Annotated in this window: 18 protein-coding genes and 1 pseudogene; 13 read left to right on the plus strand and 6 right to left on the minus strand. The window is 65.6% G+C overall.

Annotated elements, in window-relative coordinates; translation table 11 throughout:
* Positions 1–194: 194 nt before the first annotated feature.
* The 7 genes from Tfont_RS13350 to Tfont_RS13380 all read left to right on the plus strand — a co-directional run bounded on the left by Tfont_RS13350 (position 195) and on the right by Tfont_RS13380 (position 5949).
* Positions 195–491 (plus strand): CopK family periplasmic copper-binding protein, encoded by a 297-nt coding sequence (locus Tfont_RS13350; protein WP_143969798.1) that lies wholly within the window; start codon positions 195–197, stop codon positions 489–491.
* Between the two features lie 373 nt (positions 492–864).
* On the plus strand, positions 865–1782 hold the full coding sequence (locus tag Tfont_RS13355) for an IS110 family RNA-guided transposase (RefSeq protein ID WP_260682396.1): 918 nt from the start codon (positions 865–867) through the stop codon (positions 1780–1782).
* Between the two features lie 89 nt (positions 1783–1871).
* Complete coding sequence (locus tag Tfont_RS13360) at positions 1872–2165, plus strand: type II toxin-antitoxin system ParD family antitoxin (protein WP_260682397.1); 294 nt, start codon at positions 1872–1874, stop codon at positions 2163–2165.
* On the plus strand, positions 2162–2512 hold the full coding sequence (locus tag Tfont_RS13365; protein ID WP_143969799.1) for a type II toxin-antitoxin system RelE/ParE family toxin: 351 nt from the start codon (positions 2162–2164) through the stop codon (positions 2510–2512). Before Tfont_RS13360 ends, Tfont_RS13365 begins: the two co-directional genes overlap by 4 nt.
* 97 nt (positions 2513–2609) lie before the next feature.
* The gene (locus Tfont_RS13370; protein WP_143969800.1) at positions 2610–3401 is read left to right on the plus strand and encodes an exodeoxyribonuclease III; all 792 of its coding nucleotides are present in this window, start codon (positions 2610–2612) and stop codon (positions 3399–3401) included.
* 425 nt (positions 3402–3826) lie between these two features.
* Positions 3827–4771: a porin gene (locus Tfont_RS13375; protein ID WP_143969801.1), complete on the plus strand. Its 945-nt coding sequence runs from the start codon at positions 3827–3829 to the stop codon at positions 4769–4771.
* 233 nt (positions 4772–5004) lie between these two features.
* Positions 5005–5949, plus strand: coding sequence for a porin (locus Tfont_RS13380; protein WP_143969802.1), 945 nt, complete (start codon positions 5005–5007; stop codon positions 5947–5949).
* A gap of 179 nt (positions 5950–6128) precedes the next feature.
* Here the strand turns inward: Tfont_RS13380 and Tfont_RS13385 are convergent, their stop codons facing one another.
* The 4 genes from Tfont_RS13385 to hppD all read right to left on the minus strand — a co-directional run bounded on the left by Tfont_RS13385 (position 6129) and on the right by hppD (position 9906).
* Positions 6129–7322, minus strand: coding sequence for a porin (locus Tfont_RS13385; protein ID WP_143969803.1), 1194 nt, complete (start codon positions 7320–7322; stop codon positions 6129–6131).
* Positions 7323–7579: 257 nt separating this feature from the next.
* Positions 7580–8479: a phenylalanine 4-monooxygenase gene (gene phhA, locus Tfont_RS13390; RefSeq protein ID WP_143969804.1), complete on the minus strand. Its 900-nt coding sequence runs from the start codon at positions 8477–8479 to the stop codon at positions 7580–7582.
* Positions 8463–8780 (minus strand): 4a-hydroxytetrahydrobiopterin dehydratase, encoded by a 318-nt coding sequence (locus Tfont_RS13395; protein WP_068610844.1) that lies wholly within the window; start codon positions 8778–8780, stop codon positions 8463–8465. The genes phhA and Tfont_RS13395 overlap by 17 nt, the downstream gene beginning before the upstream one ends.
* 22 nt (positions 8781–8802) lie before the next feature.
* Positions 8803–9906: a 4-hydroxyphenylpyruvate dioxygenase gene (gene hppD / locus Tfont_RS13400; RefSeq protein WP_143969805.1), complete on the minus strand. Its 1104-nt coding sequence runs from the start codon at positions 9904–9906 to the stop codon at positions 8803–8805.
* A gap of 152 nt (positions 9907–10058) precedes the next feature.
* Between hppD and Tfont_RS13405 the strand changes: the two genes are divergently transcribed.
* The 3 genes from Tfont_RS13405 to Tfont_RS13415 all read left to right on the plus strand — a co-directional run bounded on the left by Tfont_RS13405 (position 10059) and on the right by Tfont_RS13415 (position 11504).
* A complete protein-coding gene (locus Tfont_RS13405; RefSeq protein WP_143969806.1) occupies positions 10059–10535 on the plus strand; it encodes an Lrp/AsnC family transcriptional regulator in 477 nt (158 codons plus the stop codon).
* A 176-nt stretch (positions 10536–10711) separates the two neighbouring features.
* Positions 10712–11155: a PAS domain-containing protein gene (locus Tfont_RS13410; RefSeq protein WP_185974541.1), complete on the plus strand. Its 444-nt coding sequence runs from the start codon at positions 10712–10714 to the stop codon at positions 11153–11155.
* Positions 11106–11504, plus strand: a complete 399-nt coding sequence (locus Tfont_RS13415) for a GGDEF domain-containing protein (RefSeq protein ID WP_260682398.1) — start codon at positions 11106–11108, stop codon at positions 11502–11504. Before Tfont_RS13410 ends, Tfont_RS13415 begins: the two co-directional genes overlap by 50 nt.
* Before the next feature lie 10 nt (positions 11505–11514).
* Here the strand turns inward: Tfont_RS13415 and Tfont_RS13420 are convergent, their stop codons facing one another.
* Positions 11515–12294: an SDR family oxidoreductase gene (locus tag Tfont_RS13420; protein WP_143969809.1), complete on the minus strand. Its 780-nt coding sequence runs from the start codon at positions 12292–12294 to the stop codon at positions 11515–11517.
* Positions 12295–12395: 101 nt separating this feature from the next.
* On the opposite strand from Tfont_RS13420, the gene Tfont_RS13425 reads away from it, so the two are divergent.
* Positions 12396–12590: a hypothetical protein gene (locus Tfont_RS13425; RefSeq protein WP_143969810.1), complete on the plus strand. Its 195-nt coding sequence runs from the start codon at positions 12396–12398 to the stop codon at positions 12588–12590.
* A 47-nt stretch (positions 12591–12637) separates the two neighbouring features.
* Positions 12638–13276, plus strand: coding sequence for an MBL fold metallo-hydrolase (locus Tfont_RS13430; protein ID WP_143969811.1), 639 nt, complete (start codon positions 12638–12640; stop codon positions 13274–13276).
* On the opposite strand, the pseudogene Tfont_RS13435 reads toward Tfont_RS13430, so the two are convergent.
* Positions 13277–13540, minus strand: a pseudogene (locus tag Tfont_RS13435) (type II toxin-antitoxin system PemK/MazF family toxin); the annotation flags it as partial.
* A gap of 49 nt (positions 13541–13589) precedes the next feature.
* On the opposite strand from Tfont_RS13435, the gene Tfont_RS13440 reads away from it, so the two are divergent.
* On the plus strand, positions 13590–13916 hold a 327-nt coding region (locus tag Tfont_RS13440; RefSeq protein ID WP_143969813.1), incomplete at its 3' end, for an IS5 family transposase.

The raw sequence follows: 13916 nt of genomic DNA on the forward strand, positions 1-13916 counted from the left end.
GGCAGGCAAACATCGAAAAACTCCCAGAAAACGGCGCATCAGACCATCAACTCTGGGGGAAATTGTACTCGCAAACAGACAATAACACAAGAAAAATCATGAGGTTATGAATATTTCAGGGACGACTACATACTGTGCAGTCGCACAAGGCATTGACAGAAATGCCTTCACGTTTGATTGAAAGGAGTGTAGAGATGAAAGCCAGGATTACCGCTGTTGTCGCCGCCACCGTGCTGAGCGCCATCGTAACCCCATCGTTCGCTGGTGACGCGGCAGCGGCCAGCGCCAAGAAAATGTTCCTCCTCAAGGACGGTGGAACCCTGTATGTATTCGAGGACGGCAAGACGGCGCTGGAAGACAAGTTCGGACGGGCTATCAACCTGAAAGAGGGGCAATCGCTCGAAACGGTCGATGGCCAGAAGATTACAGCCAACGGCAACGAGGTCGCTCGACTCGATGGTCTTCTCCGTCAGGGTCATTCCGGCGTTTGACTACTCGATTCAATTCGTGAACTGCACGCCAGCGGATGTCGGGCCAACTCGTTGACCAACACGCGCTGGCGGGCCATCGGTCATAGCTGGGGCTAACCACTCGATGGTAGGCTGCGACGCTACCGGTCAATCGGCGCCGCACAAGGTGAGAGTCCGCCCTGCACTGACTGACCGGCGTTCATTGCCGGGGCCATTGCGTCCACAACAACCCGCAGGATTGCCCGGGATTGCTCAATCGTTGAGAGAGTGGGTTGGATTCCGGTCGCGTCTGCACCACCACCATTCCTCGCCCAACCCTCTGCGGTTGGGCGTTTTCGTTTCCGGGTTCCGCCACACCACGCGGGGCTGCGGGCCGATCTGCGTGTGCCACGCCGTGGCCACCCGGTGTCCTGAAGTCGCCCAGTTCGATGCCCAGCGGTTCGACAACCAGGCCGAGGGCCACTCGGTGTTGATAGCGGCCCTCAAGCCGCTGGAGGTGGCGCTGGTGGTGATGGAGGCCACCGGCGGCTACGAGACAGAGTTGGCCTGCGCGCTGCAAGCGGCCGGCCTGCCCGTGGCGGTGGTCAACCCGCGCCAGGCGCGCGATTTTGCCAAGTCGATGGGCCGCCTGGCCAAGACCGACGCGGCAGACGCGCGCATGCTGGCCGAGTTCGCCGCGGTGCTGCTGCGCCGCGACGATCTGGCCCGCTTCCTGCGCCCGTTGGCCGACCCACAGCAGCAGTGGCTGGCCGCGCTGGTCACACGTCGGCGTCAGCTGCTGGCCATGCTGCTGGCCGAGCGGCAGCGGCTGCAGATCACGCCCAAGGCGCTGCACCCGAGCATCGAGGCCATCATCGCAGCCATCCAGGCCCAGCTCGACGACATCGAAGGCCAGATGGTCGGCCACGTGCGTGAGCACTTCGCCGAGCTCGACCGATTGCTGCAATCGGCCAGCGGCATCGGCCCGGTGGCCAGCGCCACGCTGATCGCCGAGTTGCCCGAGCTCGGCCGGCTCAACCGGCGCGAGATCGCCGCGCTGGTGGGCGTGGCCCCGATGGCCAACGACTCCGGCGCAAGCCGGGGCCGACGACGCATCCAGGGCGGACGCTTCGACGTGCGCCGTGTGCTGTACATGGCCGCACTGACCGCCAGTCGCCGCAACCCCGTCATCAAGGCCTTCTACGAGCGCCTGATCGCCGCCGGCAAATGCCCCAAAGTCGCCTTGGTCGCTTGCATGCGCAAGCTGCTGATCGTGCTCAATGCCATGGTCAGAACCAACAAACCTTGGGATAACGCGCTTCACGGCGCTTGACTCGGAAGACGGTTACTCATACCTCGTTGGACAAGACTCCGGATTGCGCTCCAAGCAGGGTATTGGCATACTATGCCAATCTTTCCTGTATGAAGATCGCCATGCCGACGCGCAATGTTGTCCTCACCGATCACCAGGCCGCGCTGGTAGAGCATTTGGTCGCCTGCGGCCGCTACCAGAATGCCAGCGAAGTGCTGCGCGAGGGCTTGCGTCTCGTCGAACAACGCGAGGCCGAGGACGCCAGCCGCCTCGAAGCGCTGCGCGCCGCCGCCAAGGCGGGCATTGGCGATGTCGAGGCGGGACGCTACAAGACGTTCGATACCAAGGAATCCTTGCGCGCTCACCTGAAGGCTTTGACAGCCCAAACGCTCGTCCAAGCATGAGCGAGCCGTGGCGCGTTCGCCTGGCCGCCATTGCTGAGGCCGATCTGCTCGACATTGCAGCGTGGACAACGGAGCACTTCGGTTCCCTGCAGGCCGCGTTCTACATCGAGACCGTGACACAAGCCATCGAGGCCTTGCACGAGGGACCCGACATCCTGGGGGCCAAAGCGAGGGACGACATCGAGCCCGGCATTCGCACCCTGCATGTGGCGCGGCAGGGCAGAAAGGGCCGTCACTTCGTCATGTTCCGAGTTGCTCCGGGGCGAGTCATCGAGGTGCTGCGCCTACTTCACGACAGCATGGATCTGTCGAGGCATTGGCCCAACGATGACGCCGCAATCCAGTGAGTCCGTGTGCAGCGGGGCTACAGCGTGCTCCTGCGGTGGGGAAAACCGCCTCGCACACAAAAATTCAGACAGGCCCTCGTTGCACGCCATCGCGCCCATGCTGACCGTCACCACCCTCAACCTCAACGGAATCCGCTCTGCCGCCAGCAAGGGGCTGGAGGACTGGGTCGCCGCCACGGCGCCGGACCTGCTGTGCGTGCAGGAGCTCAAGGCCCAGCCCCCCGACATGGCCGGCCGTTTCGACACCCTGGCGGGTCTGCGAGGGTATTTTCACTGCGCCGTCAAGAAAGGCTACTCGGGGGTGGGCATCTACAGCCGGCACGAGCCCAGTGACGTCGTCGTCGGCATCGGTGTGCCGGAGTTCGACGACGAGGGGCGGTATCTGGAGCTGCGCTTCGACACGCCGGCGCGCGCCTTCAGTGTGGTGAGCGTGTACTTTCCCAGCGGATCCTCGGGCGACGAGCGCCAGCAGGCCAAGTTTCGGTTTCTGGACGAAATCGCGCCGCAGCTCGCCCGCCTGGCGGCCGAGCGCGAGTGTTTGGTTTGCGGCGATGTCAACATCGCCCACACCGAAAAAGACCTGAAAAACTGGCGCAGCAACCAGAAGAACAGCGGCTTTTTGCCCGAGGAGCGCGCCTGGATGACCCAACTGCTCGGCGGCGGCGCGTGGGTGGACGTGTACCGGCGCCTGCACCCCGACGCGGAGGGCGACGGCTACACCTGGTGGAGCAACCGCGGCCAGGCTTGGGCCAAGAACGTGGGCTGGCGCATCGACTACCACTTGGCGACCCCGGGCTTGGCGGCGACCGCGCAGCGAGCCAGCATCTACAAGGCCCAGCGGTTCAGCGACCATGCGCCGTTGACGCTGGAGTATGCGTACCGGCTGTAGCGGGCAGGGCCGCCGTTGCGTGCCGAGCTGGGTGACGGTGCCCAGGTGCGGGTGTTTGGGTCGCGCACCGATGAGTGGGTGGCCTTGCGCCAGCTGCGCAACCGGCTGATCCACGAATATCAGCAGTCCGATGCCGACTTGCACGCTGCGTTGATGGCGGCCCATCAAGGCGTGCCTGCTCTGCAGCACGCCGTAGAGCGTCGCCGTAGAGCGTTTGTGCGAGGCGGTGGCACAGCGAGTGGGTGGAGGCGGCACGTAGCCGCGGCGAGTGTTGCGCGAAAGCGACACAAGCATGCATTATTACGGGGAACCCTAACCTTAACCCGGCCCTCTTCTGGTGAAATACGGGTCAGCTTCCCCACGGAGGCCGGTCGGGCGGACCCCGGCCCCTGTTCCAAACCCTGGACACTCTTGGAGAGATTCGAATGAAAAAGACTCTGATCGCCCTGGCTGCCGTCGCGGCCACCGGCGCTGCGTTTGCCCAGTCGTCGGTGACCCTGTATGGTGTGGCGGATATCGGTTTGCAAGACACCAATGCCCCGGGTACCAAGCTGAAGCTGAACAGCTCGGACACGATGAACAACGGCATCTCCCGTTGGGGCATCCGTGGTACGGAAGATCTGGGTGGCGGCCTGAAGGCGGGCTTCAACTTTGAAGCGGGTCTGTCGCTCGACGACGGTAAGACGGGCCAAAGCGGTGGCAACTACTTCTCGCGCGCTGCCTACATGACCCTGGCAGGTGGCTTCGGCGAGCTGAGCCTGGGTCGTCGTCTGAACCCGGCGTTCAACACCGCTGAGGCTTGGGAACTGACCGGCGTGGCCATGTACTCGGCGGTCAGCAGCCAGTTCGGCGATGCGCTGCGCGGCTTTCGCTACAGCGACATGATCATGTACACCTCGCCGTCGTTCAGCGGGCTGACCGTGCAGTTCGGTCATGTGCTCAAGGGTGACGCCGGTGTGGGCGCGATCAACGATCTGTCGTTGCGCTATGCGCAAGGCCCGCTGTCGGTGGCGTTCGACTATAACAAACAATCCAACGTGAAGGGCAACAACAAGCACCTGGGTGCGAGCTACGACTTCGGCGGCTTCAAGGTCGCGGGTGCGTGGATCGATCCGGCCGGCGCCGCCAAGGGCTTCTCGATCGGTGGCAGCACCACCGTCGGTACGGTCACGCTGACGGCTGACTTCGTCCGCGACACCGAGTACGAGGACACCGACTTCGTGCTGGAAGCCAAGTACCCGCTGTCCAAGCGCACCTTCGCCTACGCTGCGTACCTGCAGGACGGCAAGAAGAAGAACGGTGCGTTCAATGCTGCCACTGTCGGCAAGAATGTCAACGGCTTCGGTCTGGGCATCCGCCACAACTTCTGATCGACGGTCGTCTGACGGCTGAGAAACCCGCTGCTTCGGCAGCGGTTTTTTTGTTGGAGCGGGGCGTGAGGTGGGGTGTCTGAGGACCGGGCGTGTTGCGCATCTGCAACGATTGGGGTGCCCAAAATGGGGGAAAACCCTGATCGTCAAGAAAATGCCACTACCATTGGCTCGTGTGCCGCAGTCCTCGCGGAAAGCGGCGAACACCCTCAACCCGTCGAAAGGTGAACCTCATGAAGAAGACTCTGATCGCGCTGGCCGTGCTGGCCGCCTCGGGCGCTGCCATGGCCCAGTCGTCCGTGACGCTGTACGGTGTTGCGGACATGGTTCTGCACAAGGACAAGAACGCCTCCACCAAACTGACCAGCGGTGGTGTCTCCACCAGCCATTGGGGCATCAAGGGCGTGGAAGATCTGGGAGGCGGCCTGAAGGCGGGCTTCTTGTTCGAGCAGGGCATCCAATTGGACAACGGTGCGGCGGGCCCGGGTTTTGATCGCCAGACTTACTTGAGCCTCTCCGGTGGCTTCGGTGAAGTCAAGTTCGGCAAGATCTGGACGGCGTACGATGACATCGCTGGTGCCACCGATGCGGCGTTCAACGCCAACGTCCTGGGTCCCGTCGCCCTGATCTTCCAAAGCCGGTACGAGTACTTCAACAGCACCTCCAACCCGAACAACGGCTTCTACTACGCTTCGCCGTCGTTCGGTGGCTTCAGCGGTGCCGTCAGCACCAACCTGCGCGAAGGTGTGGCCAACAGCCGTGTCTCGGCCTTCCACGTCAAGTACGAAGGTGGCCCGCTGTTCGTCGCGCTGGGTTATCAGGATGACCAGCCGAACAACGAGAAGTACACCCGCATCGGCGCGTCCTACGACCTGGGCGTGGCCAAGCTGCTGGGCACCTACGGCCGCGTCAAGAACGAGGATGTGGATGAGTGGTCGGTCGGCGCCGACGTGCCGGTCGCGACCAACCTGGTCGTGTCGGTTGGCTACGCGCAGAGCAAGAAAGACGGCGGCAAGGCCGAGCGTGGCTGGAGCGTGGCGGCTGCCTACGCTCTGTCCAAGCGGACCACGGCGTACGCCGGCTTCTTTGACGCCAACGCCGCTGCCGTCAACGGCCGCGCCGGTGCCGCCGGTGCGCCGGACAGCCGCTTTGGCGTTGGTCTGAAGCATACGTTCTGAGTCCCCAGCGGCCCGATCGGGCCGCATGCATCCACAGAACGACCGAAGCCGCGGAAAATACGCCGCGGCTTTTTTATGTGCGCCCGGCACGGGCGCACATAAAAAACAACCTCCCGAAGGAGGTTGTTTGAAATCGTGGCGGGCCCACAAGGACCCTTCCCCTGTCCACTCAATACGCGTTAGAAGCGATGGCGGACACCCACGGTGATGCCGGTACGGCTGCGTGCGCCGCTCTCCTTATCCAGCACGACCGCGCTGCCGCCGCTGATGCTGGTGTGGTCCACGCCGAAGTAGGCATCGGTGCGCTTGCTGAAGGCATAGTCCGCCACGGCCACGTAGAAGTTGGCGTTGCCGTTGGAAGCACCCGTGGCCGAGCCCGACTGCTTACCGCGGAAGTAGTGCGCGCCCAGGTTGAGCTGAGGAGTCAGCTGATAGCCCACGCCCACCTTGAACAGCTGGCGCTTGTTGGCGTCGCCCGGCTGGAAGCCGCCATTGGTCTGGCCGGCCCAGAATTGCCCCAGGATCGCTCCGTCGACGGTATTACGGAAACCCTGGATCGGGTTGGTCACCTTAGCGTATTTCGCCTTGTTCAGGCCATAGCCTGTACTGAAGTACCACGGACCCGTGCGGTACGAACCGCCCAGAGTCCAGGCGTCTACGTCGGTGCCGCCTGGCAGCGTCGTGCGCATGTAGCCGCCGCCGACGGCAAACCCGCTCGCGGAGTAGCGCAGGTAGCCGCCAACCGTCTTCCAGGCGCCACCACCCAGGGTGCCTGCAACGAAGGCAGGCACTTGCGCCTGCGAGGCAGGCAGGCCAGCTTCCAATGCCTTGGTGTCGTTGTTCTCGTCAAACGAATATTGCAGCGAGCCTACGAAGCTGCGGTCCGGCGTTGCGAAGGTGTACTTCAGCATGTTGCTGGTACGCGCGCCCATGGCCATTCCCAACTCAGGCTTGTAGGCTTCCATGTAGGGGGAGTACGGGAACGAAGCGTAGGTGCTGGTCACCACGTCGAACAGGACGTTCCACTGACGTCCGGCAGTCAGGCGGCCATAAGGGCCTTGCAGACCCAGATAGGACAGTTGGAAGAAGGGGGTGGAAACACTGCCGTCATCGGCATTGAGACGGTTTTCCAGCACCACCAGGGCCTTGGACCCGCTACCCAGGTCCTCCTCCACATTGATACCCCAGCGGCTTTGCGACATGCCGCCACCGATCATCCTCGTCAGGCCATCCTTGCCGGCACCTTCGTTGTTGGTGTGGCGCACGGCGGCATCCACGATACCCCACAGCTCCACCTTGCTGGTACCGACGGACTGGGCCATTGCCACGCCCGCGCCGCACAGCGCCAGGGCAGCCACAATTTTCTTTTGCATACGACAGACTCCTCTTGGATTGAAGTTGTGCGCGAAAAACGATGGGGCGGTATGGCCCGGTCGTCATACTGCAACGTCATGGTAGTCAATGGCGCCCTAGAAGCGAACGATCGTTAGAAAAAATTCGTGATTGTCGCCACAGGGGTTTTCCCTTGGTTGCCAGCGCGGCGCACAGGTTACCAAGGCTTTTCCGCGGTCCGTGGTTTTGGCGTGGCTGTTGCTGGCTCGGCCTCGGCGAGCGCCCCGAGAGTTGTGAATCAGCGATCCTGAAGCTCAAGCGCGCGCTGTCGGTGGTAGCGCCCGTCGCCCCGCGTAATCACCGTATCCTGCGGCAGCACCGCGTCGGCGCTCAGAGTGTCCAAACGGCTCACTTGTTCGTACAGCGGGGCGAAGTCGATCTCGGCCAGCCGCAGCAGGTCGTCCAGGTGGTCGAGCACAAAGTAGGTCTGCTGAAAGTCGTCGATGCGGTAGCGCGTGCGCATCACGCGCCCCAGCGCAAAGCCGATGCGGTTAGGCGAGGGCGAGTCCAGGCAGAAGACGCTTTCGGACGCGGATGAGACAATGCCCGCGCCGTAGATGCGCAGCGCGCCGGCTTCGCGTACCAGACCGAATTCCACCGTGTACCAATAGACGCGCGCCAGCATGTCCAGCACGCCCAGGCGCTGCGCGCGCAGGCCGCCGTGTCCATAGGCCTGGATGAAGTCGGCCATCACCGGGTGCATCAGCATCGGGACGTGGCCAAAGACGTCGTGGAAGACGTCGGGCTCCTGGAGATAGTCCAACTGGTCGGCGCGGCGGATGAACTGCCCGGCGGGAAAGCGCCGGTGGGCCAGGTGCTCGAAAAAGACGTCGTCCGGCACCAGCCCCGGCACGGCGACCACCTGCCAGCCGGTGTGGCGCATGAGTACCTCGGACAGGCGCTCGAAGTCCGGGATGCGGTCGGGCTCGATGGGCAGGCGGCGCATGCCGTCCACGAAGGCCTCACAGGCGCGGCCGGGCAGCAGGGCCATCTGGCGCTGGTACAGCGTGGCCCAGGTGGCGTGTTCCTGCGGGGTGTAGGCGGCCCAGTTTTGCGGGATGGTCCAGTCCGGGCTGTCCGGGCGTCCGGCCTCGCCGGCGGCCAGGCCGTGCAGGACGGGTTCAGCGGTTGCGCTCATCGATCGCCCCCATGGCCGGGGCGGTCGCGTCGACCCAGCGCGCAAACGCGATGTCGCGCTCGGTCAGCCCCCCGGCATCGTGCGTGGAAAACAGGATGTCCACCCGGTTGTAGACGTTGAACCACTCCGGGTGGTGGTCGCGGCGCTCGGCCTCCAGGGCGGCGCGTGTCATGAAGCCGAAGGCCGCGTTGAAGTCCGCAAAGCGCAGCGCCCGGCGGATGGCGTGCCGCTCGGCGTCGAACGTCCAGGCGGGCAATTGGGCGAGAGCGGCTTGCAGGGCGGGGCCTTCGAGCTTGGTCATGGTGGTTTTCCTTCTGTGGGGATCAGGCCGCGGCGGTCTCCACCTTGAGGGTGCCGCGGCGGATCTGGTCGCGCTCCAGGCTTTCGAACAGGGCCTTGAAGTTGCCCTCGCCAAAGCCCTCGTCGTTCTTGCGCTGGATGAACTCGAAGAACACCGGCCCGAGCAGCGGCTGGCTGAAGATCTGCAGCAGCAGGCGCTTGTCGCCCCCGGCGGTCGAGCCGTCGAGCAGAATGCCGCGTGCCTGCAGCTCAGCCACCGGCTCGCCGTGGCCGGGCAGGCGCTCTTCCAGCATCTCGTAATAAATGTCGTTGGGCGCGCTCATCAGCGGCACGCCGGCCATCTGCAGGGCGTCCACGCTGGCCAGCAGGTCGTCCGTCAGCAGGGCGATGTGCTGGATGCCCTCGCCGTTGAACTGCATCAGGAACTCCTCGATCTGGCCGTTGCCGCCGGAGCCCCCTTCCTCGTTGAGCGGGATGCGGATCAGGCCGTCCGGCGCAGTCATGGCGCGGCTCTTGAGGCCCGTGTACTCGCCTTGGATGTCGAAGTAGCGGATTTCACGGAAGTTGAACAGGCGCTCGTACCACTGCGCCCAGTAGGCCATGCGCCCACGATAGACATTGTGCGTGAGGTGGTCGATGATTTTGAAGCCGTGCCCGACCGGGTGGCGTCGCGCGGGGTCTTCGAACTCGGGCAGAAATTCGAAGTCGATGTCATAGATGCTCTTGCCGTCCTCGTAGCGGTCGATCAGGTACAGCGGCGCGCCGCCAATGCCCTTGATCGCCGGTAAGCGCAGCTCCATCGGGCCGGTGGGGATGTCGATGGGTTGCGCGCCCAGCTCCAGCGCGCGGTAGTAGGCCTTGTGGGCGTCCTTCACGCGGAACGCCAGCCCGCAGGCGCTGGGCCCGTGCTCCTGCGCAAAGTAATCGGCCAGGCTGCGCGGCTCACGGTTGATGATGAAGTTGATCTGTCCCTGGCGCCACAGCTCCACGTCCTTGGATCGGTGGCGCGCGATGCGGGTGAAGCCCAGTGCCTGAAACAGCGGCTCCAGCACGTTGGGGGTGGGCGCGGCAAATTCGACGAACTCGAATCCGCACAGGCCCATGGGGTTGTCGAAGAGGTCGGCCATGGTCACGACTCCTGCACTGAAATTGAAAGCTGGAAGCATATGTCCGTGTCGACGCAATGGGCTTGCATTTCGACGACCGGAAAACCCGCAATCATGAAAAATCGTTGCGTGTTTCGGGTAAAACCCGCACTGTTCTGACCCAGGAGAGCCCCATGACGCCCAGCCCTTCCATCCATGCGGTGGACCGCCGCATCCTGGCCCGTTTGCAGGAGGACGGGCGCATCACCAACCAGGCCTTGGCCGAAGCCGTGCATCTGTCCCCGGCGCAGTGCAACCGCCGCCACCGCCGGCTGGAGGAGCAGGGCTATGTGCGCCGCTACGAGGCGCGGCTGGATGCGCCGCGGCTGGGGCTGGGGGTGACCGCGTTCGTGCATGTGACGATGGAGCGCGGCCACATCCGCGAGGTGGAGCGATTCCGCCAGCGGGTGCGCGACATGGCGCAGGTGCAGGAGTGCTACGCAGTGACGGGCGATTTCGACTATGTGCTCAAGGTGGTGGCCCGCGATCTGAAGGCGCTGTCGGATTTCTTGCTCGGCACGCTGGCGCAACTGCCCGGCGTCAACGGCGTGCGTTCCAGCGTCTGTCTGGACGAGATCAAATGCACCAGCGCGCTGCCGCTGGACGGTTGATGGTCAAGGGGTGGCCTGCGAGGCCGCGCTGTGCTACAAAGTACCAAGCTGGCCGGCTGGCCGGGGGGAGGGTTCGCCGGCACAGGGAAGGTGGCCACCGGGAGAACGCCCTTGATATCGATGAGCCCGATGGCGGCCATGGCTGCGACGTCGACATCGATGCGCGGCAGCGGCTGTTGCTGGCGCTGCAGGCCGCCGAGCGGCGTTACCGGCTGCTGGCCGAGCACACGCAGTCCATCATCTACACCATCGACAACGCCGGCCGACTGACCTACGTATCACCCAGTTGGACCGAGCTGCTCGGACACCCGGTGGAGGAGGTGATCGGTCGCGATTTTCGCCCCTTCGTCCATCCGGAGGACGTGCCGCTGTGCGAGGATTTTTTGGCGCGCACGCTGCGCGAGCGGCGGGTGCTGCCGCCGCTGACCTACCGCGTGCTGCACCGCGACGGCCGGGTGTGCTACCACCGCAGCATGCTGGCGCCGGTGCTGGACGACGACGGGCAGTTGCAGGCCATCGTGGGCAACGCGATCCATCAACGACACCCATGGCCATGCGGCCGGCGACGCCGTGCTGCGCGGCTTCGTGCAGCGCTGCCAAGCGGCGCTGCGCCCGAGTGATGTGCTCGGCCGATTGGGTGGGGAGGAGTTTGGCGCGATGCTGCCTGGTGCCGATCCCTGCCAGATTGGTACGATCGCCGAGCGGCTGCGTACCGGGGTGGCCGAGCGGCCGTTCGAGCTGCCGGATGGCGCGGCGCTGGAGGTCACCGTCAGCGTCGGCGCGGTGGTGGCGCTGCCCGACGAGGACGCCGATGCGCTGCTGATGCGCGCCGACCGCGCCCTCTACGCCGCCAAGCACGCCGGTCGCAACCAAGTCGTGCTGGACGGCATCGACCCGGCGGCGTTCGCCGACACCGAGCCGTCCGGTGCGCCCGCGCTGCCGCCGTTTCCGGCCCTGGGCGAGCGCTGAGCGAGAGGCTTCACCCCCGCCCGACAAAGGGCATTTTGGTGGCCATGACGGTGGTGAACAGCACGTTGGCTTCCAGCGGCAGGCGCACCATGGCCATGAAGGTCTGCACCACCGCGTCCATGTCCATGCGCGCTTCGGGGCGCACGCTGCCATCGGCTTGCAGCACGCCGGCGGCCATGCGCTCGGTCATGTTGCTGGCGACGTTGCCGATGTCGATTTGACCGACCGCGATGTCGAATGCCCGGCCGTCCAGCGCTGCCGCCTTGGTCAGGCCCGTGATCGCGTGTTTGGTCGCGGTGTAGGGGATGGAGCCCGGCCGCGGCGTGTGCGCCGAGATGGAACCGTTGTTGATGATGCGCCCGCCGCGCGGAGACTGCTCACGCATCAGCGCGAAGGCCGCGCGCAGGCAGTAAAACGCGCCGTTGAGGTTGGTCTGCACCGACTGGTGCCAGTGCTCCAGCGCCGTGGCGTCCGGCGTTGCGGCGGGGGTGAAGACGCCGGCGTTGTTGAACAGCAGATCCAGCCGCCCATGGCGGGCGCGCACCGCGGCAAACGTCCGCTCCACCGCGGCGGGGTCGCCAATGTCGGCCACGACCGGGTGCGCACGGGCGGCCACGTCCGGGTGGCCGAGGGCGGTCTGGGTGATGGCCTCCTGCAAGGCTTCGGCGCGACGGCCGACCAGCCAGACGGTCCAGCCTTCGCGCAGCAAAGCGATGGCGCAGGCCCGGCCGATGCCGCTGCTGGCGCCGGTGACCAGAGCGATGCGCGAGGGGGTGGTGGGTGTGTCCATCGGCCTATTGTCCCGCAAGGCGTGGGGGCCCGCACGTGCCCCGCATGGGGGCAAACCGGGCACAATGACACGGACTTTGCCCGCGTTACCGCCCGCTCCCCATGGCCGACGACACCGCCCTCGACCCGCAGCCCGGCACCGCCGCACACCCCCTGCAGCCCCGCACACCGGCCGAACTGTGGCAGTTGCTGCGCCGGCCGGAGGGGCGTGCGCTGACCGCCCGGCACGTGGGCGAGGCGCTGGTGCTGGCCGGCCTGACCGACCTGGCGGAGGTCATCGCCGCCACCAACGTCTGACGCGCCCCGCGCGGCCGGCGCTGCGGCCGCTGCCTACAATGGCCGCCATGCTGCGCTACGCCACGATCCCGGTCACCCCGTTCGCCCAGAACTGCTCGCTCGTTTGGTGCGACGCCACGCGCGAGGCGGCGGTGATCGACCCGGGCGGCGACCTCGACGCCGTGCTGGAGGAGGTGCGGCGGCTGGGACTGGACCTGCGCCAGATCTGGCTCACGCACGCGCACATCGACCACGCCGGCGGCGCCGGCGAGCTGGCCGAGCGGCTCGGCCTGCCGATCGTCGGCCCGCACCGCGGCGACCAGTTCTGGATCGACGGCCTGCCGCAGCAGAGCCGCATGTTCGGCTTTCCGCCGGCGCGGCCGTTTGCGCCGACGCGCTGGCTGGAGGATGGCGACGAGGTCACCGTGGGGCAGGAGCGGCTGCACGTGCGCCACTGCCCGGGCCACACGCCCGGCCACGTGGTGTTCCACGCGCCGCAGATCCGGCGCGCCTTCGTCGGCGACGTGCTGTTCGCCGGCAGCATCGGCCGCACCGACTTCCCCGGCGGCAACCACGCGCAGCTGATCGACAGCATCACGCAGCGCCTGTGGCCGATGGGCGACGACACCGTCTTCATCCCCGGCCACGGGCCGGAAAGCACCTTCGGCGAGGAACGCCGCAGCAACCCGTTCGTCGGCGGGACCTGATCAGCGCGCGATCCCGAGGAACAGCGCCAGGCAGCGCTCCACCTGCAGCATCGTGTCGACCTCCAGCCGGCCGAACGGCGGCCCGAGCTTGTCGCGCGGCAGCGTCATCACCTTGTCGACCATGATCTGCGAGGTCTTGCGCAGGCCGTTGGCCGGCGACGGCTCGACGGTGATGCGCAGCAGCGGCGCCTCCACCAGCGTGCCGGTGACGAGCAGCACGCAGACGCTCGGGTGGGTGTCGAACAGGTCGGACTGGATGACGAGCGCCGGGCGCGGCTAGGGCCTGTTAACACTACGTGCTAACATACTGCGCATGGAACTTACGCCTGCGCAATTCGCGCGTATCGAGGATTGCCTGCCGCGGCAGCGGGGCAATGTGTCGCTGGACAACCTTCAAGTGCTCAACGCGATCCTGTTCGTGGCCGAAAATGGCTGCAAGTGGCGGGCCCTGCCCAAGCGGTTCGGCAACTGGCACACGATCTACACGCGGATGAACCGGTGGGCCAAGGCCGGGGTCCTGGATCGGGTCTTCGAGCGCATGCAGGCCGAACAGCTGGTCCGGGTGCGGCTGGAGGCGGTCAGCCTGGACAGTACGATCGTCAAGGTCCACCCGGACGGCACCGGCGCACGAAAAAAAACG

The sequence above is a fragment of the Tepidimonas fonticaldi genome (assembly GCF_007556755.1).
Lineage (GTDB): Bacteria > Pseudomonadota > Gammaproteobacteria > Burkholderiales > Burkholderiaceae_C > Tepidimonas > Tepidimonas fonticaldi.